This is a genomic window from Kitasatospora sp. NPDC088346 (assembly GCF_044740765.1).
GTDB lineage: Bacteria > Actinomycetota > Actinomycetes > Streptomycetales > Streptomycetaceae > Kitasatospora.
Genome location: NZ_JBIURH010000020.1, coordinates 16,994 through 42,404 on the forward strand (window position 1 = coordinate 16,994; position 25,411 = coordinate 42,404).

At 73.0% G+C, this 25,411-nt stretch carries 21 protein-coding genes; 12 read left to right on the top strand and 9 right to left on the bottom strand.

The window, feature by feature from the left end:
• Nucleotides 1-113: 113 nt before the first annotated feature.
• The gene (locus ACIOFR_RS24090) at nt 114-926 is read right to left on the bottom strand and encodes a TIGR00730 family Rossman fold protein (RefSeq protein ID WP_401000565.1); all 813 of its coding nucleotides are present in this window, start codon (nt 924-926) and stop codon (nt 114-116) included.
• Between the two features lie 115 nt (nt 927-1,041).
• Complete coding sequence (gene dapE / locus ACIOFR_RS24095; protein WP_401000567.1) at nt 1,042-2,112, bottom strand: succinyl-diaminopimelate desuccinylase; 1,071 nt, start codon at nt 2,110-2,112, stop codon at nt 1,042-1,044.
• A 152-nt stretch (nt 2,113-2,264) separates the two neighbouring features.
• Between dapE and ACIOFR_RS24100 the strand changes: the two genes are divergently transcribed.
• Together ACIOFR_RS24100 and ACIOFR_RS24105 are read left to right on the top strand one after the other, a co-directional pair.
• Complete coding sequence (locus ACIOFR_RS24100; protein ID WP_401000569.1) at nt 2,265-3,347, top strand: hypothetical protein; 1,083 nt, start codon at nt 2,265-2,267, stop codon at nt 3,345-3,347.
• Between the two features lie 359 nt (nt 3,348-3,706).
• Nucleotides 3,707-4,471 carry a hypothetical protein gene (locus tag ACIOFR_RS24105; RefSeq protein ID WP_401000571.1) on the top strand — a complete coding sequence of 255 codons (765 nt, stop codon included), beginning with the start codon at nt 3,707-3,709 and terminating at the stop codon, nt 4,469-4,471.
• A gap of 205 nt (nt 4,472-4,676) precedes the next feature.
• Here the strand turns inward: ACIOFR_RS24105 and dapC are convergent, their stop codons facing one another.
• Complete coding sequence (dapC, locus tag ACIOFR_RS24110; RefSeq protein ID WP_401000573.1) at nt 4,677-5,822, bottom strand: succinyldiaminopimelate transaminase; 1,146 nt, start codon at nt 5,820-5,822, stop codon at nt 4,677-4,679.
• 17 nt (nt 5,823-5,839) lie between these two features.
• Nucleotides 5,840-6,166 carry a ferredoxin gene (gene fdxA / locus ACIOFR_RS24115; RefSeq protein WP_345282199.1) on the bottom strand — a complete coding sequence of 109 codons (327 nt, stop codon included), beginning with the start codon at nt 6,164-6,166 and terminating at the stop codon, nt 5,840-5,842.
• Between the two features lie 212 nt (nt 6,167-6,378).
• Here fdxA and ACIOFR_RS24120 point away from each other — a divergent pair, with 212 nt between their 5' ends.
• The gene (locus ACIOFR_RS24120; protein ID WP_401000575.1) at nt 6,379-7,311 is read left to right on the top strand and encodes a GNAT family N-acetyltransferase; all 933 of its coding nucleotides are present in this window, start codon (nt 6,379-6,381) and stop codon (nt 7,309-7,311) included.
• A 125-nt stretch (nt 7,312-7,436) separates the two neighbouring features.
• Nucleotides 7,437-8,315, top strand: a complete 879-nt coding sequence (locus ACIOFR_RS24125; protein ID WP_401000577.1) for a transglutaminase family protein — start codon at nt 7,437-7,439, stop codon at nt 8,313-8,315.
• Nucleotides 8,316-8,322: 7 nt separating this feature from the next.
• On the opposite strand, the gene ACIOFR_RS24130 is transcribed toward ACIOFR_RS24125, so the two are convergent.
• The 5 genes from ACIOFR_RS24130 to ACIOFR_RS24150 form a co-directional block, all read right to left on the bottom strand.
• Nucleotides 8,323-8,895 carry a DNA-binding response regulator gene (locus ACIOFR_RS24130; RefSeq protein WP_401000722.1) on the bottom strand — a complete coding sequence of 191 codons (573 nt, stop codon included), beginning with the start codon at nt 8,893-8,895 and terminating at the stop codon, nt 8,323-8,325.
• Nucleotides 8,896-8,924: 29 nt separating this feature from the next.
• Nucleotides 8,925-10,181, bottom strand: coding sequence for a sensor histidine kinase (locus ACIOFR_RS24135; protein WP_401000579.1), 1,257 nt, complete (start codon nt 10,179-10,181; stop codon nt 8,925-8,927).
• 8 nt (nt 10,182-10,189) lie between these two features.
• Entirely contained in the window at nt 10,190-10,912 is a 723-nt protein-coding gene (locus ACIOFR_RS24140; protein WP_401000581.1) for an ABC transporter permease, read from the bottom strand.
• Nucleotides 10,909-11,916 carry an ABC transporter ATP-binding protein gene (locus ACIOFR_RS24145; RefSeq protein ID WP_401000583.1) on the bottom strand — a complete coding sequence of 336 codons (1,008 nt, stop codon included), beginning with the start codon at nt 11,914-11,916 and terminating at the stop codon, nt 10,909-10,911. The genes ACIOFR_RS24140 and ACIOFR_RS24145 overlap by 4 nt, the downstream gene beginning before the upstream one ends.
• Nucleotides 11,917-12,080: 164 nt before the next feature.
• A complete protein-coding gene (locus tag ACIOFR_RS24150; protein WP_401000585.1) occupies nt 12,081-14,201 on the bottom strand; it encodes an alpha/beta fold hydrolase in 2,121 nt (706 codons plus the stop codon).
• Between the two features lie 300 nt (nt 14,202-14,501).
• Here ACIOFR_RS24150 and ACIOFR_RS24155 point away from each other — a divergent pair, with 300 nt between their 5' ends.
• From ACIOFR_RS24155 to ACIOFR_RS24190, 8 genes are all read left to right on the top strand, one after another.
• Nucleotides 14,502-14,696, top strand: coding sequence for a DUF2304 domain-containing protein (locus ACIOFR_RS24155; RefSeq protein WP_371498909.1), 195 nt, complete (start codon nt 14,502-14,504; stop codon nt 14,694-14,696).
• A gap of 28 nt (nt 14,697-14,724) precedes the next feature.
• Nucleotides 14,725-15,624: an N-acetyl-1-D-myo-inositol-2-amino-2-deoxy-alpha-D-glucopyranoside deacetylase gene (mshB, locus tag ACIOFR_RS24160; protein ID WP_401000588.1), complete on the top strand. Its 900-nt coding sequence runs from the start codon at nt 14,725-14,727 to the stop codon at nt 15,622-15,624.
• A complete protein-coding gene (locus ACIOFR_RS24165; protein ID WP_401000590.1) occupies nt 15,621-16,082 on the top strand; it encodes a DUF6113 family protein in 462 nt (153 codons plus the stop codon). Before mshB ends, ACIOFR_RS24165 begins: the two co-directional genes overlap by 4 nt.
• Nucleotides 16,083-16,385: 303 nt before the next feature.
• Nucleotides 16,386-18,713, top strand: a complete 2,328-nt coding sequence (locus tag ACIOFR_RS24170; protein WP_401000592.1) for a hypothetical protein — start codon at nt 16,386-16,388, stop codon at nt 18,711-18,713.
• Nucleotides 18,714-19,297: 584 nt separating this feature from the next.
• Entirely contained in the window at nt 19,298-20,275 is a 978-nt protein-coding gene (locus tag ACIOFR_RS24175) for an ABC transporter permease (RefSeq protein WP_401000594.1), read from the top strand.
• A 49-nt stretch (nt 20,276-20,324) separates the two neighbouring features.
• Nucleotides 20,325-21,410, top strand: coding sequence for an ABC transporter permease (locus ACIOFR_RS24180; protein WP_401000596.1), 1,086 nt, complete (start codon nt 20,325-20,327; stop codon nt 21,408-21,410).
• A gap of 65 nt (nt 21,411-21,475) precedes the next feature.
• Entirely contained in the window at nt 21,476-23,560 is a 2,085-nt protein-coding gene (locus ACIOFR_RS24185) for a dipeptide ABC transporter ATP-binding protein (RefSeq protein WP_401000598.1), read from the top strand.
• Nucleotides 23,561-23,696: 136 nt separating this feature from the next.
• On the top strand, nt 23,697-25,400 hold the full coding sequence (locus tag ACIOFR_RS24190) for an ABC transporter family substrate-binding protein (RefSeq protein ID WP_401000600.1): 1,704 nt from the start codon (nt 23,697-23,699) through the stop codon (nt 25,398-25,400).
• Nucleotides 25,401-25,411: the final 11 nt, after the last annotated feature.

Consider the following 25,411-nt stretch of genomic DNA (forward strand, 5'->3'; position numbering starts at 1 on the left):
GGACCTGGCCCGGACGGGTCGGGGTCGGGGCCGGTGGGCACAACGGGCTCGGGGACGCCACGGGCCGGCGGGCCCAGGGGCGCCACGGCACGGCGGCGCCGGGCCGCGGGGCGTCAGACCTCGGTGCCGTTCGGCCGGCGGCTCTCCTCCAGGATCTTGAGCACGTCGCCGATCTCGTCGGTGACGTGGAACAGCTCCAGGTCCTGCGGCGACGCCTTGCCCTGGGAGACCAGGGTGTTCTTCAGCCAGTCCACCAGCCCGCCCCAGTAGGCGGTGCCGAAGAGGATCACCGGGAAGCGGGTGACCTTCTTGGTCTGCACCAGGGTGAGCGCCTCGAACAGCTCGTCCAGCGTGCCGAGGCCGCCCGGCAGCACCACGAAGCCCTGCGAGTACTTCACGAACATCGTCTTGCGGACGAAGAAGTACCGGAAGTTCAGCCCGAGGTCGACGAACTCGTTGAGGCCCTGTTCGAAGGGCAGCTCGATGCCGAGCCCCACGCTGAGCCCGCCGGCGTCCGAGGCCCCGCGGTTGGCGGCCTCCATCGCCCCCGGGCCGCCGCCGGTGATCACCGCGTAGCCGGCCTCCGAGAGTGCCCGGCCGATCGCCACGCCGGCCGCGTACTCGGGCGAGTCGACCGGGGTCCGGGCCGAACCGAAGACGCTGATGGCGGCCGGGAGTTCGGCGAGCGCGCCGAAGCCCTCGACGAACTCCGAGGTGATCCGCCAGACCCGCCACGGGTCGGTGTGCAGCCAGTCGGTCGGACCGGTGGTGTCCAGCAGCCGCTGATCGGTGGTGCTGGTGCCGACCTGGTCGCGGCGCAGCAGCACCGGGCCCTTCTGCTTCTCCGGCCAGGGCGTCTTGCGCTCGGGCGCGCCGAACTCCTCCGGGCCGGACCCGTCGTTTCTGTCATCTCCGGTGGCTGTCATGACGAAACCCTACGCCCGCGATGACGGCTTTTCGGGAAACACCGGAGGGCGTGGAGTGAAACCGCCGACGCCACGCCCCCGGTGGGCGCCGGTCGGCCCGACCGGGCCCGACCGGTCAGGCCAACCAGGCCCGCAGCCGCTGCTCGACCTCCGCGATCGCGGTCAGCGAGCAGTGCTCGTCCCGCTTGTGCGCCAGGTTCGGGTCGCCGGGGCCGTAGTTGACGGCCGGGACGCCCAGCGCCGAGAAACGGGCGACGTCCGTCCAGCCGAACTTGGCCCGGGCCGTGCCGCCGACGGCGGCCACGAAGGCCTGCGCGGCGGGCCGGCCGAGGCCGGGCAGCGCGCCGGGGGCGGAGTCCGTGACGTCCACCCGGTAGCCCTCGAAGACCTCGCGGACGTGCGCCTCGGCCTGGGCCTCGGAGCGGTCCGGCGCGTACCGGAAGTTGACGGTCACCACGCACTCGTCGGGGATGACGTTGCCGGCCACGCCACCGTCGATCCGGACCGCGTTCAGGCCCTCGCGGTACTCCAGGCCGTCGATCTCCACGATGCGCGCCCGGTAGTCGGACAGCCGGGTCAGCACCTCGGCGGCACGGTGGACGGCGTTGTCGCCGAGCCAGCTGCGGGCCGCGTGCGCGCGGGTGCCGGTGAGCGTGATCCGGGCCCGCAGGGTGCCCTGGCAACCTCCCTCGACCACGGCGCCGCTGGGCTCCAGCAGGATGGCGAAGTCGGCGGCCAGCCAGTCGGGGTGGGCGGCGGCGAGGTGACCGAGGCCGTTGCGGGAGGCCTCGATCTCCTCGCAGTCGTAGAACACGAAGGTGAGGTCGCGGTTGGGCTCGGGCACGGTCGCGGCCAGCCGCAGCTGGACGGCGACGCCGGACTTCATGTCGGAGGTGCCGCAGCCGTAGAGCAGGTCGCCGTCCACGTACGAGGGCACGTTGTCCGCGATCGGCACCGTGTCCAGGTGGCCCGCGAGCAGGACGCGCTCGGCGCGGCCGAGGATCGTGCGGGCGACCACGTTGTTGCCGTACCGGTCGACCGTGAGGTGCGGGAGGGCGCGGAGCGCGGCCTCGACCGCGTCGGCGAGCGGCTGCTCGTCGCCGCTGACGGAGGGGAAGTCGACCAGCTGCGCGGTGAGGGCGCCGCCGTCGAGGGTCAGGTCGAGAGGCGTGTTCGGGCTGCTCATGGTCGCCTAGCGTATCCGTGCGCACGGCGCCGGACGGCGGGACGGCGGGTGGCCGCGCAGGTCGGCGCGGTCGGACGGCAACCGGACCGGGGCGTCCGGTCGTCCGACTGGGTACGGTGTGCGGGCGGTGTGATCGGGCGAGAGGAGCCGAGGTGTCCGAGGTGACGAGCGACGGGCGGTCCGGCTCCGGCGGGAACGGGCGGCGCCCGCGGCCGGTGCGCCGGCTGCTGACCGGGCTGGTGGCGCTGATGGTGGTGGCCGGTCTGGTGGTGTACCTCAACCGGGACAAGCTGAGCGACCCCGCCGAGGGCTGCAAGATCGACACCGCCGCCGGTTCGGGCACCCTGGACCTCACGCAGGCCGCCAACGCCGCCACCATCACCGCGGTGGCGCTCTCCCGGGGGCTGCCGGAGCGGGCGGTGACCATCGCGCTGGCGACCGCGATGCAGGAGTCCAAGATCCACAACCTGGAGGGCGGCGACCGCGACTCGGTCGGCCTCTTCCAGCAGCGCCCCTCGCAGGGCTGGGGCACCGCCGACCAGATCAAGGACCCGGTGTACGCGACCAACAAGTTCCTGGACGGCCTGGTGAAGGTGCCCGGCTACGCCCGGCTGCCGCTCACGGACGCCGCCCAGCAGGTGCAGAAGAGCGGGTTCCCGCAGGCGTACGCCAAGCACGAGACCAACGCGACGCTGGTCTCCGCCGCGCTCACAGGGCGCGAACCCGCCGCGCTGACCTGCGTGGTGCACGAGCTGTCCGCGCCCGTCCCGGCCTCCCCGGCCGCCTCCTCGGCCGCCGCCCAGGCCGCCGCCCAGGCGGGTGCCCAGTCGGGCGCCCAGGCCGGCGCGCAGCCGGGCGGCCAGGCGGCGGCGCAGTCGGGTGCGCAGGCGGCCGGGCAGCAGCCGGCCGGGCTGACCGAGCGGGTGCGCCGCGAGTTCGGCCGCTCGGTCGCGGTGTCGGCCGCGCCGAAGGCGGCGAAGGACCCGCGCGAGGTGCTGGCGCTGGCCCCGCAGCCGACCGCCAGCGCGGACTCCGGCCCCGGGGCGCAGCGGCAGGCCGGCTGGGCGGTGGCCCAGTGGGCGGTGGCCCAGGCCAGCGAGCTCGGGATCGGCAGCGTGCTCTTCGACGGCAAGGTCTGGCGGGTGGACCGGCCGAAGGACGGCTGGAAGGCGCAGAACGACGGTTCGGGCACCGACCGGGTCGTGGTGACGCTCGGCGCGCCGGTCCGGAAGTAGCCGGCGGCGGTTCGCCGGGGCGGTCGCCCCGGTTGACGGACTGGTGCGCGGGTGACCGCCCAACGGGTGATTCGTGTCAATTCCGGGTTAACGCCGCCGGTCGGTGACGGGCCCGGAACGCACACCTCCGCCCGCTGCCGGTCCGGCCTTTCCGGTCAAGGGCAGTGACGGTTCTGCAGCGGACTCCCCGAGGGGTGAAATGTCCTGTATGCCAGAAAGAGGATCGTCCGATCTTTAGAAACCCTTTACCTTGACCGACCGAAACCTTCCCGCTCCTCTAGCGGTAATCACGTCGTCCGCCCGACGGGACACCCGTCGCCGGGGCGAACGCCGGGCTTCCTCCACCCCTTAGGAGCACCATGTCTCACCCCCTCAAGCGCCGGATCGCCCAGGCCGCGCTGCTCGTCGCGGCAGCCGGCGCGGCCCCCATGGCCGTGGCCGGGACCGCGTCCGCCGCCGACCTGGTGCCGCCGACCGACCTGGGGGCCGGCCTGACGTCCACGCTGGAGGGCGCGCCCAGCTCGTCCTCGACGGTGCAGGACGCGGCCCACGAGTTCGGCCAGGTCGCCGGCGCGACCGGCGCCGAGACCGTCTCCACCGGCGTCCCGCTCGCCGCCGACGCGGCCGGCAAGACCGTCGCGCACGCCCTGCCGGACACCAACGAGTCCCTCGGCAAGGTGACCTCCCCCGCCGCCAAGACCGCCTCCGCCGTCGGCACGGTCTCCAAGCTGGCCTCCGTGGCCGGCCCGGCGCTGGTCGAGAAGGTCGGCCCGGCCGTCACCGACAAGATCGCCCCGGCGGTCACCGACAAGGTGGTCCCGGCCACCACCCGCAGCGCCTCCGCCGGCACCTCGCCGCTCGGCGCGGCCGGCGGCCTGCTGCCCACCGGCGGCCTGCCCACCAGCGGCCTGCCCGGCACCGACGCCCTCGCCGGCGTCACCCACGTCGTCCCCGGCGCCGACGCGCTGACCGGGCTGGCCCACCCGGCCGCGGAGAACCGCCTCGGCGGCGTGCCCGGCCTCGGCGGCGGCAGCAGCCCGCTGGACGCCCTGACCGGCGGCCTGGGCCCGGTCGGCTCGCTGCTCGGCGGCCTGGGCGGCGGTGGCCTGCCCGGCCTCGGCTAGGGCCTGCCCGACGGGCCGTAGGACCCACCTCGGCGGGCCCGACCCGACCCCGCCGACCCGACCCGACCCCGCCGGACCGACCCGGCCCCGCCGTCACCGGCTGACGGAACCGCCCGCGCCGGCGGAACACCACGGGGGCGGGGCGCACACACCGTGCGCCCCGCCCCCGTCGTCACACACCATCGGCCGGTCGTCCCGGCGGCCGTCAGGAGCGCAGCCGCTCCACCGCCGCCGCCACCCGCTCGTCGGTGGCGGTGAACGCCACCCGCACGAACCGGTCGCCGGCCGGGCCGTAGAAGTCGCCGGGCGCCACCAGGATGCCCAGCTCGGCCAGTTCCGCGACGCTCTCCCAGCACGGCCGGCCCTGGGTCGCCCAGAGGTACAGGCTCGCCTCGGAGTGCTCGATCCGGAAGCCGTACGCCTCCAGCGCCGCCCGCAGCACCGAACGCCGGGCCGCGTAGCGCTCCCGCTGCTCGGCCACGTGCGCGTCGTCCGCCAGCGCCGCGGCGGTGGCCGCCTGCACCGGGGCCGGCACGATCATGCCGCCGTGCTTGCGGACCTCCAGCAGCTCCCGGACGACGACCGGGTCGCCCGCCACGAAGGACGCCCGGTAGCCCGCCAGGTTGGACCGCTTGGACAGCGAGTGGACCACCAGCAGGCCCTCGTGGTCGTCCCCGCAGACGTCCGGGTGCAGCACCGACACCGGGTCGGCCTCCCAGCCGAGCTCCAGGTAGCACTCGTCGCTGACCAGCAGCACCCGGTGCTCGCGCGCCCACTCCACCGCACGGCGCAGCTCCGCGGCGGGCAGCACCCGGCCGGTCGGGTTGGACGGCGAGTTCAGCCAGAGCAGCCGGACCCGGGAGCCGTCCAGCTCGTCGACGGAGTCGTACGCCACCGGCTCGGCCCCGCAGAGCCGGGCGCCGACCTCGTAGGTCGGGTAGGCGAGGCGCGGGTAGGCCACCTGGTCGCCGGGGCCGAGCCCGAGCTGGCCGGGCAGCCAGGCCACCAGCTCCTTGGAGCCGACGGTCGGCAGGACGGCCTGCGGCCCGATCCGGGCGCCGAGGCGCCGGCCGAGCCAGCCGGCGATCGCCTCGCGCAGCTCCGGCGGGCCCCAGACGGTCGGGTAGCCGGGGGTGTCGGTGGCGGCGGCCAGCGCCTTCTGGATCACCTCGGGAACCGGGTCGACCGGGGTGCCCACCGAGAAGTCGCAGATCCCACCGGGGTGGGCCAGCGCGGTCGTCTTGTACGGCTCCAGCCTGTCCCAGGGGAAGACCGGCAGGAGGTCGGATACGCGGCGCGCCGCCCCCGGGTGTCCCGGGAGCGGCGCGCGCTTGCTGTTCTCGTTGCTCACAGCTGTGCTGCCACCGTTCAGTGGTCGGCGTTCTGCGGAGGCAGAGCGGCGATGAACGGGTGGTCGGAGTCGATCACACCGAGCTTCGAGGCACCACCGGGCGAACCGAGGTCGTCGAAGAACTCGACGTTCGCCTTGTAGTAGTCCTTCCACTCCTCCGGAGTGTCGTCCTCGTAGAAGATCGCCTCGACCGGGCAGACCGGCTCGCACGCGCCACAGTCGACACACTCATCCGGGTGGATGTAAAGAGAGCGCTTGCCCTCGTAGATGCAGTCAACCGGGCACTCTTCGATGCACGCCTTGTCCTTGACGTCGACACAAGGCTGCGCGATGACGTAGGTCACGCTGTCGTTCCTCCTCGGAAGGGCTGCCGCCCTACTGTTTACTCGGTCGCGCGGGTGAGCGCGGCGTCGTCGATGCCCGCACCTAGTATCGCGGGTCAGGGACCACAAATGCACAGGAGGTGCCCTTGAGGACTGGTGGAATCCCGGCGGACGGCCGTCCGGAGGTCCGGATAGACCGTTCTGACGTGGGTCTGCGGGTGTCCGTGCGCCGGATGTCGGAGCCGGTCGACGGGCGCCCGGTCCTCCGCGACGTGATCGGCGTGCTCGTCGCCTGGAACGATCATGAACTGACCGTGGTTCCGCGCAGCGGCGAGCCGGTCACCTTCCCGCCCGGCCTGCTGGTCGCGGGCAAGACGGTGCCGCTCTTCCCCGCCCGGCGGGCACCGTTGCCCGAGACCACGCCCGTCGAGCTCCAGCGGATCGCCGCGGCCGGCTGGCCCGCCGTCGAGCAGGAGCCGCTCGGCGAGTGGACGCTGCGCGCCTCGGCCGGCTTCACCCGCCGGGCCAACTCCGTGCAGGCCCTCGGCGACCCCGGGCTGCCGCTGCCGGCCGCCCTGGACGCCGTCCGCGACTGGTACGCCGCCCGCGGCCTGCCCGCCCACGTCGAGGTGCTCACCCCCGGCTCGCCGCCCGCGCTGGCGGCCGAACTCGAACGCGCCGGGGCGGTCCTGGCGCCCACCCAGGTCCGGGTGGCGCCGCTCGCACCGCTCGCCCGCGCGGCCCGGGACTCGCGGGCCGTGCGGCTCTCCAGGACGGCCGACGCCGCCTGGATGTCGCTCTACCGCCGGGTCACCGCCGACCCCGAGGTCGAGCGCGCCGCCCGCCGGGTGATCCATGGCGGTCCCTCGGTGTGGTTCGCCACCGTCCCCGGCCCGGAGGCCGGCGCGCCGCCGCTGGCGATCGGACGCCTCGCGGTGGACGGCGACTGGGCCTGCTTCAGCGCCGTCGAGGTCGCGCCCGCGGCCCGTCGCCGCGGCCTGGCCACCACGGTGATGGGCGTGCTCGCCGCCCGCGCCGCCGAGGAGGGTGCGCGCGGCGGCTACCTCCAGGTCGAGGCCGAGAACGACACCGCTCTGGCGCTCTACGACCGGCTGGGCTTCACGACCAGTCACACTTACCACTACGCCCGCCTCTCAGCGCGGTAGCACCCGCACCGCACCCGTACGCACCGCACCGCCCGCACCGCACCCGTAGGCACCGCCCGCCCGCCACGACCCTCACGTGCCCGCACGTACCGCCCGCCGCCCCTCCCGTACCGATGAAGGCTGCTGTGACCGAGCAGAGCAGATCCCGCTTCCGTACCGAGGCCAGGGCCGAGCACCCCGACCCGGTGCTGCTCTGCCTCCTGGCCGCCGCCGAGCACACCCTGGGCGACCTCGGCCGCCCGGAGGGCCCGGACGAGCCGCCGACCCTGGACACCCTGCTCTCGGCCTGCCACGCGGCCCTGGACCGGCACGCCGCCGCGATCCGGCACGCCGTCCGGGAGCGCGCGCCCGGCGGGCCCGCCGAGACCGCCGCGCTGCTGGCGGCCGTCCTCGGCGGACGCGAGCGCTTCCACGGGCGGCAGGCGGACTACCGGCGGCTGGAGTCCTCGCTCCTGCCGGACGTGCTGCGCCGCCGGCGCGGGCTGCCGATCACGCTCTCGCTGGTCTGGTGCGCGGTCGCCGCCCGGGCCGGGCTGACCGTGCACGGCATCGCCCTGCCCGGCCACTTCATCGTCGCGGTCGGCGGGCCGGAGGCCGGCGAGGAGTTCGTGCTGGCCGATCCGTTCCACGGCGGGCGGCTGCTGGACCTCCAGGACGCGGCCCGGCTGGTGCAGGCCGCCGGGCAGCGTTTCAGCCCCGACATGCTCTCGCCCGCCCAGCCGCTGGACGTCGTGCTGCGGGTGCTGGCGAACATCCGCGGCTGGGCGGCCGACCGGCCGGAGCACGGCCGCACCCAGCTGTGGGCCACCGAGCTCGCCCTGCTGCTCCCCCGGCACCCGGCCCAGCTCCGCCTGGAGCGGGCCGAACTGCTCGTCCGCACCGGGGACTTCCTGGCCGGGGCGGCCGAGATGGACTCCTACGCCGAGATCCTGGACGCCTTCGACCCCGAGGCGGCCCAGCGGGTCCGCCAGGAGGCCAAGGCGGCCCGGCACCGGCTGAACTGACGGTACGTCACAGCCAGCCCTTCTCCCGGGCCACCCGGACCGCCTCCGCCCGGTTGCGCGCGCCGGTCTTCTGGATCGCCATCGAGAGGTAGTTGCGCACCGTGCCCTCCGACAGGTGCAGCCGGCGCGCGACGTCCGCGTTGACCGATCCGTCGGCGGCCGCCGCCAGGACGTCCCGCTCGCGGCCGGTCAGCGGGTTGGCCCCCTCGGCCAGCGCCGCCGCGGCCAGCGCCGGGTCGATCACCCGTTCCCCGCGCAGCACCCGCCGGACCGCCTCGGCCAGTTCGGCCGCCGGCGCGTCCTTGACCAGGAAGGCGTCGGCCCCCGCCTCCATCGCCCGGCGCAGGTACCCGGGGCGGCCGAAGGTGGTGGCGATCACCACCTTGGTCTGCGGCCGGGCCCGGCGCAGCTCGGCGGCCGCCTCGATGCCGGTCATCCCGGGCATCTCGATGTCCAGGACGGCGACCTCGACGTCGTGCTCGACGGCCGCGGCCACCACCTCGTCGCCGCGCGCCACCTGCGCGACGACGTCGATGTCACCCTCCAGGCCGAGCAGCGCGGCGAGCGCCTCCCGGACCATCCCCTGATCCTCCGCCAGCAGAACTCTGATCACTCGCGCAGACTATCGGCCGCACCCACCGGCACGGTCCGCAGCGGCACCAACGCCCGGATCCGGAAGCCCTTCCCGCGCGGCCCGGCGCCGCTCTCCAACCGTCCGCCGACCAGCGCCAGCCGCTCCGACAGACCCGAAAGGCCGTTCCCCGGGCCGGACTTGCCCGGCCCCCGGCCGTCGTCGGCGACCTCCAGGACGGCGTACCGCTCACCGTCGCCCTCCCACACCTCGTCCAGCGTGACGGTGCACACGGTGGCCCCCTCGCCGTGCCGGACGATGTTGGTGACGGCCTCCCGCAGCGCCCAGGCGAGCGCGCCGGCCTCCTCGGCGCCGAGCCCCGGACGGCCCTCGGCCACCGCCCGGTCCACCTCCAGGTCGACCTGGGCGGTGGCCAACGCCGTCCGGGCCGCGGCCAGTTCGACCGGCAGGGTGGGCCGCCGGAAACCGCTGACCGCCTCCCGCACGTCGATCAGCGACTGCCGGGCGACCTTCTCGATGTCGGCGACCTGGGCCCGCGCCTCGGTCTGCTTGTCCTGGTCCAGGAAGCGGCCGGCCAGCTCGCTCTTGATGGTGATCAGCGAGAGCGAGTGCCCGAGCAGGTCGTGCAGGTCGCGGGCGAGCCGCAGGCGCTCCTCCGAGGCGGCCAGGTGGGCCACCGTCGCGCGGGCCTCGCGCAGTTCGCGCATGGTGGAGATCAGCCGCTGGAGGCCGGTCATCGCGAGGCCGCTGAGGAAGCAGGGCAGCAGGATCGCCACCAGGGTGTCGCTCTCGGCCCGCACCAGCAGCGCGATCGCCAGCGTGAGCAGGGTGACCGCGATCACCCCGCGGACGCCCAGCCCCGCCGGCAGCACGGTGGCCACGCAGACCGAGGTGTAGGTGAACAGCGTCAGCCAGGACTCGCCGAGGGTGAAGGAGGTCACGATCGCGATCACCAGCATCCCGGCGACCGCCACGTACTTGCCGTACCAGCCGTCGGGCCTGGTCGAGCGGATCGCCACCAGCGACAGGTACGCCGCGACGAAGACCGCCAGCGCGAGCGAGCCGGCCACCACGGCCGCGGTGCCGTGGCCGCCGCCGGTCAGGTCCTTCACCGGGTAGACGAGGTAGATCATCCACAGCGACATCCAGCTGAGCTTGACCAGCAGCTGCCGCCGGTTCTCCACCGGCGCTCCCGGTACCGTCCCGAACGAGCCGGGCTCCCGCCCCTCCTCCCCGGGATCGACGGGGCGGTGGGACGGGAGCTGGTTCGGCATGGTGGCCATCATGCCGTCCTGCTGTCCTTGCGGTACAGGAAGGCCGCCGCGGCCACGAACACGGCCAGGAAACCGGCCAGACCCGCGATCGCGCCGGTGTTCAGCGACTGCCCGGGCTGCACGAAGGAGGCCAGCTCGTTGTAGAGGTACACCGGGTTGAACCGGGCGAAGGCCTTCAGCGAGTCGGAGACCGGGAACCAGGTGCCGCCGAACAGCGCCATCAGCATGTAGACGATCATCACCACGGGCTGCACCGCGTCCGGTTCGGCCGCGTAGCCGAGGGCCACGCCGAGCGCGGCGAAGACGAAGCTGCCCAGCCACAGCGCCAGGCCCAGGCCGAGCCACTGCGCCGCGGAGAGCGAGACCCCCTCGACCGCACCGATCGCGAAGACCACGGCGATCGCCGGCAGCGTGGTGACGGCGCAGGAGGCGATCTTGCCCAGGGTGTAGGCCCGGCCGGGCAGCGCGGTCAGCCGCAGCTGGCGCACCCACCCGCTCTTGCGCTCCAGCGAGATCCGCTGCGCGGAGCCGGTGAGCACCGCGCCGACGGCGCCGAACGTGGCCATCGAGACCATGAAGTAGCTCTTGGCACTCACCCCGCCGGCCACCGTGCCGCCGCTGTAGGCACTGATGAAGAAGACGTAGAGCAGCGCCGGGTAGAGCAGCGTGAACATCAGGTACCGCTTGTTGCGCAGGGTGCGCACGATCTCCAGCTGGATCAGGGTGGTCATCGCGCGCTCTCCTCGGCGGTGTGGGTGGCGGTGTCCGTGTCGGTGTCGGTGTCCCGGTCGTCCCGGTCGTCCTCGTCGCCGGTGATGGTCAGGAAGGCCTGCTCCAGGCCCAGCCCGGTGACCTCCAGACCGCGCGGGTACAGCCCGGCCCGGTACAGGCCCGCGACGCCCGCGTCGGCATCGGTGGTGCGGATCCGCACCGTCCGCACACCGCCGGCCGGCCCCGTCACGTCCAGGCCGACGGTGCCCGGCAGGGCGCGCAGCACCGACTCCTCGAACGGGCCGTCCCCGGGGTGCAGCTCGAAGCCGATCCGGCGGGCGCCCGCCCTGGCCTTGATCTCCGCGGAGGTGCCGTCGGCGATCAGCCGGCCCTTGTGCAGGACCAGCACCCGGTCGGCGATCGAGTCCGCCTCCTCCAGGTAGTGGGTGGCGAACAGCACCGTGCGGCCGGCCTCGGCCTGCGCCCGCATGGTGGCCCAGAAGGCCTGCCGCACCGAGACGTCCATCCCGGTGGTCGGCTCGTCCAGCACGATCAGGTCGTTGGCACCGGCGATCGCCAGCGCGAACCGCACCCGCTGCTCCTGGCCGCCGGAGAGCCTGTCGACCCTGCGGTCGGCGAGCTCGCCGATGCCGGCGTCGCTCAGCACCTGCTCGGGCCGGTGGCCGCGCGGGTGGACGGCGCAGGCGAACCGGACCAGTTCGCGCACCTTGACGTCGTTCATCAGGCCGCCGCTCTGCAGCATCGCGCCGACCCGGCCGGCCTCGATCGCCGCCCTCGGGCTCCCGCCGAACAGCGAGACGCTGCCCCGGTCGGGCTCGCGCAGGCCGAGCAGCAGGTCCAGGCTGCTGGACTTGCCCGCGCCGTTGGGGCCGAGCAGCGCCACCGTCTCGCCGGGCCGCAGGACCAGGTCGAGTCCGCTGACCGCGCTGACCCGGCCGTAGCTCTTGCTGACGTTGCGGAACGCGGCGACCTCGCCCTCGCGTGTCCGTGCCACCGTACTCATCCGTGCCCCCGGTCCTCTCCGTCGCCGGCCGCCGTTCGGCCCGACTCGTCAAGACTCCTCCGGGCCGCGGCCGCGGGGCAGTGTGGGCCGTCGTGTCCTCGGCATGACGGATGTCATGCCGACGGCCGGGCCCGGCGAGGCGGGCCCGGCCGTCGACGGGGGCCTCAGCCGGCCAACGACCGCTTCAGGAAGTCCACCTGGAGCAGCAGCAGGTTCTCCGCCACCTGCTCCTGCGGCGTCATGTGGGTGACCCCGGAGAGCGGCAGCACGGCGTGCCGGCGCCCGGCGGCCAGCAGCGCGGAGGACAGCCGCAGGGTGTGCGCGGCCACCACGTTGTCGTCGGCCAGCCCGTGGACGATCATCAGCGGCCGCTCCAGCTTCGGCGCGTCCTCGATCAGCGAGTTGGCCCGGTACACCTCCGGCCGCTCCTCGGGGTGGCCGAGGTAGCGCTCGGTGTAGTGGGTGTCGTAGAGCTGCCAGTCCGTCACCGGCGCGCCGGACACGGCCGCGTGGAACACGTCGGGGCGGCGCAGCACCGCGAGCGCGGCCAGGTAACCGCCGTACGACCAGCCGCGGATCGCCACCCGGCCGAGGTCCAGCGGGAACTCCTCGGCCAGCGCGCGGAGGGCCTCGACCTGGTCGTCGAGGGTGACCGCGGCGACGTCGAAGGCGATCGACTTCTCCCAGCCGGGGCTGCGCCCGGGGGTGCCGCGCCCGTCCGCCACCACCACGGCGAAGCCCTGGTCGGCGAACCACTGCGAGGTGAGGTGCGGGTTGTGCGCCCGGACCACCCGCTGGCCGTGAGGCCCGCCGTACGGGTCCATCAGGACGGGCAGCGGGCCGTCCCGGCCGGCGTCGTACCCGGTGGGCAGGAAGACCGCGGACGGGATCCGCCGCTCGCCGGCGAACCGGAACAGCGGGCGGGCGGTGAGCAGCGGGGTCTCCGCGTACGAGGCGACGGTGGCGAGCACCTCGTCGCCGCGCAGCACCCGGACGGTGGTGCCGGGCCGCTCGGTCGAGCTGGTGGCGAGCACCGTGACCCCGCCCGCGTGGACGGCCGAGGCCGCGCCGTCGCCGCCCGGCGCGAACGGCCGGACGCCGTCCGCGTCGGCCCGGAACAGGCCCTGCCAGCCCGGCGGCAGCTCCCGGTCGGTGTCCCCGGCGGAGGCGCTGAACAGCACGGCGTCCCCGGTGACCGCGACGACCGAGCGGACGTGCAGCGCGGCGTCGGTGACCGTGCGGTCGCCGACCACCAGCGCCCGGACGCCACCCTCGTCGCTGATCCGGACCAGCCGCCCGTCCGGGGTCCAGGCGGGCACCCCGGGGAAGAGGTCGTGCCAGACGTCGTCCCGCTCGGCCAGCAGCAGCTCGGTGGCGCCGGTGGCCGGGTCCACCGTGCGGATCTGCTGGCTGCGCTGGTCGCGGGACTGGACCAGGAGCAGCGGCGGGCCGCCGGCCGACCAGTGCACCCGGGCCAGGTAGGGGAAGGCCTCGCGGTCCCAGTCGACCTCGGTGCGCCCGCCGGCCAGGTCGATCAGCCAGAGGCCGACCTCGGCGTTGGGGGTGCCGGCCGCCGGGTAGGCGATCTCGGCGGGGACGCTGGCCGGGTTGGCCGGGTCGGCGATCCACCAGCGCCGCACCGGGGCGTCGTCGGCCCGGGCGACGATCAGCCGGTCGCCGGTGGGCGACCACCAGAAGCCGCGGTCGCGGTCCATCTCCTCCTGGGCGATGAACTCGGCCTGCCCCCAGGTCACGCCGGCCCGCTCCGGTGCGGCCAGGGCCGCGTCGCCGCTGCCGTCGGTGCGGGTGACCCGCAGCTCGCCGGCGGTGGTGGCGTAGGCGACGTACGCGCCGTCCGGCGACGGCCGGGGGTCGACCAGCGGGCCGGCGGCGGGCAGTTCGCGGGCGGTCCCGGCGTCGAGGTCGGCCGCGAAGAGCCGTCCGGAGAGGGCGAACGCGGCGAGCTTCGCCGAACCGTCCAGGGCGTATCCGACGATGCCGGCCGAGCCCTCGCGGCTGCGCTCGCGGCGTGCCTTCTCGGCCGCCGAGAGGTGCTCCTCGCCGCCGTCGAGCAGGACGGCCGGGTCGGCGGCGATCCGCTCCTCCCCGGTGGTGGTGTCCACCGTCCAGAGCAGGTTGGCCCGGCCGGAGCCGGGGCCGGAACGGAGGAAGGCGACCCGGGAGCCGTCGGGTGCGACGGTGAAGGAACGGGGCGCTCCGACGGTGAAGCGCAGGGTGCGCGCGTACTGCCGGGGGAAGGTGTCCGCGGAGTTGTCGGTGGTCATGGCACCAGACCCTATGCGGTGGGGTGCCGTTGATCACTCGTTCGGAGCAGCCCGCGGGATCGGGCCGTACGGGCCCCCGGCCCCCTGCCGCCACCGGGCCCGGCGCCGTCCCGGACCGGTGGCGCCGCGCGCGGGCGACTGACGGAACGTGATGCTCCGGTCACCGATCGGGTATGAGTTGTCCCATCGATGCGGAGCCGGACCGTCCTGTTCCCCCCGGCCCCGTCGACCGCACGTCCCCGCAGGTCCGACCGCCGCCCCTCCCGAGGGCGGCACACCCGAGAAGGGGTGTGAGCCGTCATGGCTTTGTCCATCTCCGCCGCTGTCCTGATGCTGGTCGTCGTGGTGCTGCTGATCCGCAGATCCGGCCTCAAGCTGCCGCACGCGATCATCTGCGCACTGCTCGGCTTCTACCTCGCGTCCAGCTCGATCGCGCCGTCGATCCAGCAGGTGACCAGCAACGTCGCAGGGATGATCAATGGCCTGAAACTCTGACCCCGTCCCGCTCGGTAGGCTGCCGGTCATGACCGCTGCCGACCACCAGCCGCCCCGACGCCTGCTCCTGGTGCACGCCCATCCGGACGACGAGTCGATCGTCTCGGGCGCCACCATGGCGCGCTACGCCGCCGAGGGTGCCCGGGTCACGCTGGTGACCTGCACCCTCGGCGAGGGCGGCGAGGTCATCCCGCCCGGCCTGGCGCACCTGACGGCCGATCGGGACGGCACCCTCGGCGAACACCGGATCGGCGAGCTGGCCGCCGCGATGTGCGAGCTCGGCGTCGCCGACTTCCGCTTCCTGGGCGGCCCGGGCCGCTACCGCGACTCCGGGATGATGGGGGTGCCCGACAACGACGTGCCCGGCTGCTTCTGGCGGGCCGGGGTCGACGAGGCGGCGGCCCACCTGGTGGCGGTGGTCCGCGAGGTACGGCCGCAGGTGCTGGTGACCTACGACGAGAACGGCGGCTACGGGCACCCGGACCACATCCAGGCGCACCGGGTAGCGCTGCGCGCGTACGAGCTGGCGGCCGACCCCGGGTTCCGTGCGGAGCTCGGCCCGGCCTGGCGGATCGCGAAGGTCTACTACGCCCGGATGCCGCGCTCGGTGATCGAGCGGGGACTGCGGGAGGCCGCCGCCGAGGGGGGCTTCCCCGGCGTCGCGCAGTCCGGCGACGTCCCCGGCGTGGTGGACGACGAGGTGGTCACCACGGTGCTGGACGGGACGGCGTACGCGGGCGCGAAGGCCGCCGCGATGCGGGCGCACGAGACCCAGATCACCGTCGCCGGCCGGTTCTTCGCCCTCAGCAACGACCTCGGGCAGCCGCTGGTGGCGACCGAGTACTACCAGCTGGTCCACGGCAAGGCCGGCCCGGAGCAGCCGGAGACCGACCTGTTCGCCGGCCTCGACCTGGAGGAGCAGCGGTGATCAGGCGTCTGGTGCGGAGTCTGCTGGGCAGCCGGGCGGAGCGGCTGGCGGAGCCGCTGCCGTCGCGCGGCGCCCGGGTGACCGGCTACGTGGTGCTGTTCGTGCTGGGCGGGCTGGCCTCCCTGTGCGGAGCCTTTGTGCAGGAATTGTGGGCTCCCGGCGGTCTGCTGCTGGCGCTGGCCGGTACGTTCGCGGTGTTCTACGGCGGACTGCGGCTGACCGGGACGAAGCTCGGCGCGGGCGTCCCGCTGGCCGGATGGTTCGCGGTGCTGCTGGTGCTGATGACCCCGCGGCCGGAGGGGGACCTGGTGCTCTCCACCGCGGTGACCTCCTACCTCTACCTGTTCCTCGGGTCGGTGGGCGGTGTGGCCTGCGCGACCCTGCCGACCCGTTCGGGCATCGGCTTCCTGGCTCCGCCGCCCGATCGGCAACGGGCAGTCAGCCGGCCCCGCCCGTAGTCTCATACCGGAGGATTCGGACGTATCGGGTTCTATCCGATCCCGGTCGCCCGGCACCGCTTCCCAGTAAGGTGGTGCCGCAGCAGTCGGCCCCGGCGGCCTCGGGAGCAGGGCGGGAAGGTACCTTCGACCTCACTCCCGCGGTGGCCGAGCGCCACCGCAACAGCCAACACGTGAACAAGCTGGTGTCGGAGGGGTCGCTCCGCTCCCTCGCGCGGCGGCAGTCGCCGTTGGGCAGGGCGGACACCCCACAACCCGCGGTCGGCGCCCCAGGCGCGAGCGCGAACCCGGAGCAGAGCAGCATTGAGCAGCCGCGAACCTGACAGCGCGAACCCGCAGCCCCGGCAGGGGGGCACCCCCGGCCGGCGGCGGGGGGAGGGCCCGGACGCCTACCCGTCCGGCACCCCGCCGTACGGCACGGGTGTGCCCGGCGGCTTCGGTGCCGACCAATTCCGCCCGGCCGGGCAGCCCGCCGCGGCGCCCGAGGAGCCGGACGGCGACCTCCCCAAGACCGAGACCACGCTGACCACCCGGATCCGGATCAACATCCCCGGGTCCCGGCCGATCCCGCCCGTGGTGGTGCGCTCGCCCGTGAAGAACGAGGGCGCGCCCGCCGAGCCGCCCGCGGGCGGACCGGGCCAGCCGCCGGGCCCCCGGCATCGCTCGGACAGCGCCGCCTCCCCGGTCCTCGGGGTGATGGACGCGGGCGCACGGACCGCCGCCGCGCCGAACCTGCCGCCGGAGTGGCAGGACGGCCGCCGGCCCGGTGCCGCCGCCGCGGCGGCCCCCGCCCCCGCCGCCCCCGCCAGCGAGTCGGAGTCGACCGGCGAGTGGTTCAAGCCGCGCCAGAAGGGCCGTCAGGAGAGCGCCGCCCCGGTCGCGGCCGGCGCGGGTGCCCCGGCCCAGACCGTGTCCCAGCCCGGCCCGCGCCAGGCGCCGGCCCCCGCGCCAGCTCCCCGGCCGACCGGTGCTCCGGCCTCGCCGTTCGCGGCGGCGCAGCCGGGCCCGGCGCCCGAGGACCCGTTCGGCTCGGGCCCGGCGCCCGCCGCGCCGTTCGGCACCGACCCCTACGGCAACGACCCGTTCGCGACCGCTCCGGCACCGTCGCCCGCACCGCAGGCACCCGCCCGCGGGCCGCAGGGCGACCCGTTCGGCCATCCGCCCGGCCACGGCCACGGCGGCCCGCGCCGCCCGGCGGCGGCCGAGGAGCCCGAGGACACCCAGATCGGCGGCTTCGAGCCGATCCGTGACGACGCGCCGCCCGTGGGCATATCCGGCCTGCCCGCCAACGGCATGTACGGCGCCGCCCGTCCGGCGGCCCCGGCCGATCCGTTCGGGCCGGCCGACCCGTTCGCACCGGTCGCTCCGGCGGACCCGTTCGGGCCGGCCGCTCCGGCCGACCCGTTCTCGGCGCCGCACCGTCCCCAGCAGGGGGGACGGCCGGCGGCCGGCCGGCCCGGCGAGGGGCAGCCGCCGAACGGCCGCTTCGCCGACGTGCCCTACGAGCCGGCGAAGCCGTTCCCGGGCTCGCCACGGGCCGTGACGCCTCCGGGCGCGGGTCCGGCGGGCCCCCAGGGGCCGGGCCAGAACGCGGCCCAGGGCACCGCCCCGGTGCCGGCCGACCCGAAGACCGACCCGAAGCCCGAGACGGACCGCCCGCAGGCCGCCCCGGCGAAGGCCGCCAAGTCCCGCGGCCGCGGCTCCAAGCTGGTCGTGTACGCGGTGGGCGGGCTGCTGTTCGCCGGCGCCGCGGCGTACGGCACCGGGCTGATGATGAACCAGTCGGACATTCCCGAGGGCACCACGGTGCTCGGCACCGACATCGGCGGCGACACCCGCGACCAGGCGGTCAGCGCCCTGGACGCGGCGCTCGGGTCCACCGCGCAGCGGCCGGTGCAGCTGAAGGTCGGCGGCCAGGCCGTCGAGCTCGACCCGGCCAGCTCCGGGCTGAGCTTCGACAGCACCGCCACGGTGGACGCCCTCACCAGGCACAGTTACAACCCGGTCGAGGTGATCGGCTCGCTGGCCGGCGGCAGCAAGGCCGTCGCGCCGGAGGTGAAGGTCGACCGGGCCAAGCTCAAGGCCGCCCTCGACGCCCTCGCCTCCAGGTCCGGGCAGGGGCTGCAGGAGGGCTTCGTCCGGTTCACCGACGCCGGGCAGCCCGAGGTGGTGCCGGGCAAGGCCGGGCAGACCCTGAACGCGGCCGGGGCGGTGGACCAGGTGGAGCAGGCCTTCCGCAACCGGGCCGCCGGGCGTCCGGACGGCGAGGTGGCACTGGAGTTGACGAACGCTCAGCCCAGGATCGGCCAGGACGCCCTTCAGGCGGCCGCCGACGGCCTCGGCAAGCAGGTGGCCGCGGGGTCGGTCACCGTCACGGTCGGGGCGCGGAAGTTCGAGTTCGGCAAGGCGACGGCGGCGAAGACGCTGACGCTGGCGGCGGACGAATCCGGCAAGATCGTGCCCAAATGGGACCTGGACAAGCTGAACGCCGCGATGAGCAGCACGCTCGGCAACAGCAAGATTCGCAAGAACGGCGCCCTGGTGACCATCACCGCGCAGGACGTCGCGGACGCCATTGCCGGGGGTTTCGAGAAAACCGGCAAGGACCGCACCTTCAAGTTCAACGTCTGACAAACTGTCAGACCGCCTGCGAGGCCGGGACCGGGAGCAGCCGGTCCCGGCCTTCGCGCATCCGGTGCCACGGTGTCCGGCCGGGAGCGTCCGGTTATCGGACATGGAGGCATGAATTCAGGCCATGTTCACGCGTTCCGGCGACGGGCGCCGTTCAACCGTCAATCAAGCCGCCCACCAGGGGTCATTTGCTGGCGAATCCTCGCCATTGGCGGTATATAACCGGACATACGGGCCCAAGGTTCGCACGCCAGCGGAACCGTGCGTTCCGGGGCGGTGTGGACCTGGAAAACCCCTTGTGGCCTGCGGGTCATGCCGAAGAACCCATGGTCAAAACCGGTCCCTGCCTCAAGGATTGGATCCGGCGTTACCAATCTTTGATCCGACGCCAGTCGACAAGTCTTCACCAGGTCAGCAAGATGTGGCAGCGAGCCGTTCCACAGCGGCGACCGACTTTCTGACCAAACGTCCGACATTCGAGACGCCCCAAGGCACTCTGTGCAGCGGCCGCCATCCTCACGGATCGCGCAGACGGGGCCTTGTTCCGTCGGTGAGCGCGGGTCCGCACGAGGGAGAGAACCACCTTGGGTCGCTATATGCTGCGCAAGCTGGCCAATTATCTGATTCTGGTCACGCTTGCTGCATCTCTCTCCTATTTCATCGCCGGCCTCAGCCTGCACCCGCAGGCGAACTACGAGGGCCGCAACCCTCCGTTGGCGAAGAGCACCATCAGCAAGACGCTCGACGACGTCAACATGAACCCGGACACCCCGATCGTCAGCCGCTTCGGCACGTGGGCGAACGGCGTCGTCCACGGTGACCTGGGCAAGTCGATCGACGGCTCGCCGGTCAACGACGAGGTGGGCCGCCGGATCGGCGTCTCCACCCGGCTGCTGCTGCTGGCGACCCTGATCGGCTCGGTCGGCGGCGTCGCGCTCGGCACGATCGGCGCGATCAAGCAGTACAAGTTCTTCGACCGGGCGTCGACCCTGGCCTCGTTCTTCATCCTGGCGATGCCGACCTTCGTGCTCGGCCTCTTCCTCAAGCTGCTGACCATGAAGTTCCTGGGCGCGGGCACCATCCACTTCACCGGCGAGACCGACCCGGAGTTCGCCGGGCGCTGGGACTTCGCCGCGCTGGGCAACCGGGCCGAGCACATGCTGCTTCCCGGCCTGACCCTGATCCTCATTCAGATCGCCCTCTACAGCCGCTACCAGCGCAGCACGATGCTCGACGTGCTCGGCAGCGACTTCCTGCGGACGGCCCGGGCCAAGGGCCTGAAGCGGCGCGCGGCACTGGTCAAGCACGGTCTGCGGACCGCGATCCTGCCGGTCGTCCCGCTGCTGGTCTTCAACATCGTGCTGCTGTTCGTCGGGGCCACCTTCACCGAGAAGACCTTCGGCTGGCACGGCATGGGCGAGCTCCTGATCAACTCGATCACCCGCAACGACGTGAACTCGACCGCCGCGGTCGCCCTGTTCACCGCGGTCCTGGTCCTGGTCGCGGGTCTGCTGTCCGACCTGCTCTACGCGGCGCTCGATCCTCGGGTTCGGGTGCGCTGACGCACCGTCCACCCGACCGAGCACCGATCACCCGTAGAGGAGAGAGCACATGAGCGCCAACCAGCCCGCCCCGTCGAACACCTCCGCCGCCGGCGGCGAAGCGGTCACCGCCCTGGCCACCGCCACGGCCGGCGTCCCGCCGCAGAGCCCGGCCCCCAAGACCACCGAGCCCGTCAAGCCCGCCGCCAAGCGGACCAGCCGCGGCCGGCTGACCCTGCGCCGCTTCACCCGCAACCGGCTCGCGCTGGTCGGCGTCGGCATCATCGTCCTGCTGTTCCTCGCCGCCTACGTCGGCCCGATGTTCACCAAGTACGACTACAAGTTCCACGACTACATGGCCTTCACCCAGCCGCCCAGCGCGGAGCACTGGTGGGGCACCAACCAGGGCGGCCAGGACCTGTTCGCGCTGACCATGCGCGGCCTGCAGAAGTCCCTGGTGATCGGCCTGCTGGTCGGTGTCATCAGCACCCTGGTCGCCGCCGTCGTGGGCGCCTTCGCCGCCTACTACGGCAGCTGGATGGACAAGACCCTCACCTGGGGCGTCGACCTGCTCCTGGTGCTGCCGAGCTTCCTGATCATCGCGGTGCTCTCCCCGCTGTTCCGCAACACCAGCTGGCTGATCTTCGTCGTCCTGCTGGCGGCCTTCAGCTGGATGATCACCGCCCGGGTGGTCCGCAGCATGACGATGACGCTCAAGGACCGCGAGTTCGTCAAGGCCGCCAAGTACATGGGCGTGCCCGGCCCGGTCATCATCTTCCGGCACATCCTGCCGAACATGGCCTCGCTGCTGATCATCGACACCGTGATCCAGATCGGCGCGGCGGTCATCGGCGAGAGCGGCCTGTCCTTCTTCGGCTTCGGCGTCCAGGCCCCGGACGTCTCGCTCGGCACGATCATCGCCGAGAACACCACCAACGCGCCGACCTTCCAGTGGCTGTTCTACTTCCCGGCCGGCTGCCTGGTGCTGATCGGCATCGCGGTCTCCTTCATCGGCGACGGCCTGCGCGACGCCTTCGACCCGAACTCCTCGGGTGCCAAGTCCAAGGGCAAGCGCACCAAGGTGCTCAACCAGCTCATGACCAACAGGGTCGACCCGGAGCCGAACAAGGCCATCGACGTGCTGAGCGGCTCATGACGGCCGCGGACGTCCCCTCCCAGCACCCGGCCAGCACCCCCCGTACCAAGGAAGGACTCCGACCGGTGACCGACACCCGGCTGGACAAGTCTCAGCCCGTTCTCGAAGTGACGGACCTCCAGGTCTCCTTCCCCAGCGAGGCCGGCGAGGTGCGCGCGGTGCGCGGCGTCTCGTACGCCGTCCGCCCGGGCGAGGTGCTCGGCATCGTCGGCGAGTCCGGCTCCGGCAAGTCGGTCTCCTCGATGGCCGTGCTCGGCCTGCTGCCCGACAGCGCCGAGGTGTCCGGCTCGATCAAGCTGAACGGCCGCGAGCTGCTCGGCCTCTCCGACAACGAGCTGTCGAAGATCCGCGGCAAGGACATCGGCATGGTCTTCCAGGACCCGCTGTCCGCGCTCACCCCCGTCTACTCGATCGGCACCCAGATCGTCGAGGCGCTGCGGATCCACCAGGACATGACCAAGGAGCAGGCCCGCACCCGGGCGATCGAACTGCTCGACGTGGTCGGCATCCCGGACCCCAGGCGCCGGGTGGACAACTTCCCGCACGAGTTCTCCGGCGGCATGCGCCAGCGCGCGATGATCGCCATGACGATCGCCAACGACCCCAAGGTGATCATCGCCGACGAGCCGACCACCGCCCTGGACGTCACCATCCAGGCGCAGGTGCTGGAGGTCCTGAAGAAGGCTCAGGACGTCACCGGCGCGGCCATCGTGATGATCACCCACGACCTCGGCGTGATCGCCGGCTTCGCCGACCGCGTCCAGGTGATGTACGCCGGCAAGCCGGTCGAGTCCGGCGCGGTCGACGAGGTGTACTACGCCCCGCGGATGCCGTACACCATCGGCCTGCTGGGCTCGATCCCCCGCCTGGACAACACCGAGCGCAAGGCGCTCACCCCGATCGAGGGCACCCCGCCGTCGATGGTGGCGCTGCCGCAGGGCTGCCCCTTCGCCGCCCGCTGCCCGATCGCGATCGACCGCTGCCGCGAGGTGGAGCCGGTGCTCTCGGTCAAGGAGGGCAACACCCACCCGACCGCCTGCCACCGCAGCCACGAGCTGGCCGGCTCGCTGGACCCTGCCACCATCTACCCGGTGCCCGAGATCCCGCAGACCACCGCCGTCGAGAGCCTGCCGCGCGAGCAGCGCAAGACGGTCCTCGAACTCGACGGCCTGACCAAGCACTTCCCGCTCACCCAGGGCGCCGTGATCAAGCGCAAGGTGGGCGTGGTCAAGGCGGTGGACGGCATCACGCTGGACATCCGCGAGGGCGAGACGCTCGGCCTGGTCGGCGAGTCCGGCTGCGGCAAGACCACCACCCTGCTGGAGATCCTGGACCTGCCCAGCGGCCAGGCCGGCACCGTCACGGTGTTCGGCAAGGACGTGCGCGGCCTCGGCCGGGCCGACCGCAAGGCGCTGCGCCGGGACATGCAGATCGTCTTCCAGGACCCGATGGCGGCCCTGGACGCCCGGATGCCGATCGGTGACATCCTGGCCGAGCCGCTGAAGACGCACGGCTGGGACAAGGAGCGGATCGCCGCCCGGGTGCCCGAGCTGCTGGAGATGGTCGGACTCAACCCCGACCACGCCGACCGCTACCCGCAGGAGTTCTCCGGCGGCCAGCGCCAGCGCATCTCGATCGCCCGCGCGCTCGCCCTGGAGCCCAAGCTGGTCATCCTGGACGAGCCGGTCTCCGCGCTGGACGTCTCCATCCAGGCCGGTGTGCTCAACCTGCTCGACGAGCTGAAGGTCAAGCTGGGCCTGAGCTACCTGTTCGTCGCCCACGACCTCTCGGTGGTCCGGCACATCGCGGACCGGATCGCCGTGATGTACCTGGGCCGGATCGTCGAGCTCGGCGACTCCGAGTCGATCTTCGACGCGCCGTCCCACCCGTACACCCAGGCCCTGCTGTCCGCCGTGCCGCTCCCGGATCCGCGCCGGGAGCGCGAGCGGACCAGGATCCTGCTCACCGGTGACCTGCCCAGCCCGGCCAACGTGCCGAGCGGATGCCGGTTCCGCAATCGCTGCCCGAAGTACCTGACCCTCTCCGAGGGCGAGCAGCAGCGCTGCCGCGACGAGGACCCCGCGAACAGCAGCCTGGCCGCCGACCACGTGGCCGCCTGCCACTTCGCGGCCGCCCTCGAAGTGATCTGACCCCCACGAGCCGCGCCGCTTGACCGGCGCTTCCCGCCCCACCCGCACGGCCGCATTGCCAACCCTCCAGCACCCTCCGCTCCGGCGGTCCCGCTGGGCTTTACTCACCCGTTCCGTTACCACTGGGGGAATTCCCTTGAAGCACACCCGGATCCCGGTCGCGCTGGTCGCCACCATCGCCGCCGCCTCGCTCTCCCTCACGGCCTGCTCCAGCAGCAAGTCGGGTGGCGGGGACGCCGCTCCCGCCAAGTCCGAGGCCCCGAAGATGACCCAGCGGGCCATCAACGAGAAGGACCGCGCGGACCTGAAGCAGGGCGGCACCCTCAACTGGGCGATCGACCAGCTCTCCTCGCAGTGGAGCCCGCTGGAGGCCGACGGCAACGAGGTCTCCACCACGGACGTCATGAAGGCGCTCATGCCGACCTTCTGGCGCTCCGACGCCGGTGGCGTCCAGACCGTCAACAAGGACTACCTGCTCGACGCCAAGGCGGAGACCAAGGACGGCAAGCAGGTCGTCACCTGGACCCTCAACCCGAAGGCGAAGTGGTCCGACGGCGCCCCGATCACCTGGAAGGACATCGAGGCCAACTGGAAGGCCCAGAACGGCACCAACGCCGACTTCAAGGCCACCTCGACCACCGGTTTCGACCAGGTCGAGAGCGTCGTCAAGGGTGCTGACGACTACCAGGCGATCATGACCTTCAAGGCGCCGTTCTCCGAGTGGCAGGCGCTGTTCAACAACGCCGCCAACGCGCCGCTCTTCCCGGCCAGCCTGGTCGCCACCCCGGAGCTGTTCAACACCGCCTACGCGGACAAGATCCCGGTCACCGCCGGTCCGTTCAAGCTGGACAAGATCGACCAGACCGCGAAGACCGTCACCGTGGTGGCCGACCCCAACTGGTGGGGTCAGAAGCCGATGCTGGACAAGATCGTCTACAAGGCCATGGACACCAACACCATGCCGCAGGCGTTCCAGAACGGTGAGATCGACTTCTACAACAACGGCCCGGACGCCTCCGGCTTCAAGCAGATCCAGGCGACCCCGGACGGCGAGGTCCGTGAGGCCGGCGGCCCGAACTTCCGCCACTTCATGCTCAACGGCAAGAGCCCGATGCTGACCGACCCGAAGGTCCGTCAGGCCATCTTCAAGGCGATCGACCGCGAGACCATCGCCAAGTCGGACCTGAACGGCCTCGGCTGGCCGGCCGCCGCGATGAACAACCACTTCCTGGTGCCGAACCAGAACGGCTACAAGGACAACTCGGACGGCCTCAGCAAGTTCGAGCCCGAGGCCGCCAAGAAGATGCTCGACGAGGCCGGCTGGAAGCTCGACGGCGACGTCCGCAAGAAGGACGGCAAGGAGCTCGCGCTCAAGTTCGTCATCCCGGCGGGCGTGACCGTGGCCACCAACGAGGGCTCGATGCTCACCCAGATGCTGCAGCAGGTCGGCATCAAGGTGACCATCTTCACCGCCCCGTCGAACGAGTTCTTCGACAAGTACATCTACAAGTTCGACTTCGACATGACCGCCTTCTCGCTCATCGGCACCCCGTTCCCGGCCAGCTCCTCGACCGGTAACTTCAAGAGCGACGGCGCCTCCAACTACAGCCAGGTCGGCAGCCCCGAGCTGGACAAGGCGATGGAGGACGCCGGCAAGGCCCAGACCACCGACGCCGCCACCGTCGCGATCAACAAGGCCGACGCGGAGGCCTGGAAGGTCGCCGCCCTGGTCACCCTGTACCAGCGCCCCGCGATCTTCGGTGTGAAGAAGACGGTCGCCAACCTCGGCGCCCCGGGCCTCTCGGACTACATCTACGAGAACATCGGCTTCACCAAGTGACACCTGCTCGG

Bases quoted from the DNA above. Each gene is read 5' to 3' on its own strand.
- ACIOFR_RS24155 (WP_371498909.1), top strand. From the start codon at position 14,502: ATGGCTTTGTCCATCTCCGCCGCTGTCCTGATGCTGGTCGTCGTGGTG.
- ACIOFR_RS24105 (WP_401000571.1), top strand. From the start codon at position 3,707: ATGTCTCACCCCCTCAAGCGCCGGATCGCCCAGGCCGCGCTGCTCGTC.
- ACIOFR_RS24135 (WP_401000579.1), bottom strand. From the start codon at position 10,181: ATGCCGAACCAGCTCCCGTCCCACCGCCCCGTCGATCCCGGGGAGGAG.
- mshB (WP_401000588.1), top strand. From the start codon at position 14,725: ATGACCGCTGCCGACCACCAGCCGCCCCGACGCCTGCTCCTGGTGCAC.
- ACIOFR_RS24130 (WP_401000722.1), bottom strand. From the start codon at position 8,895: ATGGTCCGGGAGGCGCTCGCCGCGCTGCTCGGCCTGGAGGGTGACATC.
- ACIOFR_RS24145 (WP_401000583.1), bottom strand. From the start codon at position 11,916: ATGAGTACGGTGGCACGGACACGCGAGGGCGAGGTCGCCGCGTTCCGC.
- dapE (WP_401000567.1), bottom strand. From the start codon at position 2,112: ATGAGCAGCCCGAACACGCCTCTCGACCTGACCCTCGACGGCGGCGCC.
- ACIOFR_RS24090 (WP_401000565.1), bottom strand. From the start codon at position 926: ATGACAGCCACCGGAGATGACAGAAACGACGGGTCCGGCCCGGAGGAG.
- ACIOFR_RS24150 (WP_401000585.1), bottom strand. From the start codon at position 14,201: ATGACCACCGACAACTCCGCGGACACCTTCCCCCGGCAGTACGCGCGC.
- ACIOFR_RS24140 (WP_401000581.1), bottom strand. From the start codon at position 10,912: ATGACCACCCTGATCCAGCTGGAGATCGTGCGCACCCTGCGCAACAAG.
- ACIOFR_RS24120 (WP_401000575.1), top strand. From the start codon at position 6,379: ATGTCGGAGCCGGTCGACGGGCGCCCGGTCCTCCGCGACGTGATCGGC.
- ACIOFR_RS24180 (WP_401000596.1), top strand. From the start codon at position 20,325: ATGAGCGCCAACCAGCCCGCCCCGTCGAACACCTCCGCCGCCGGCGGC.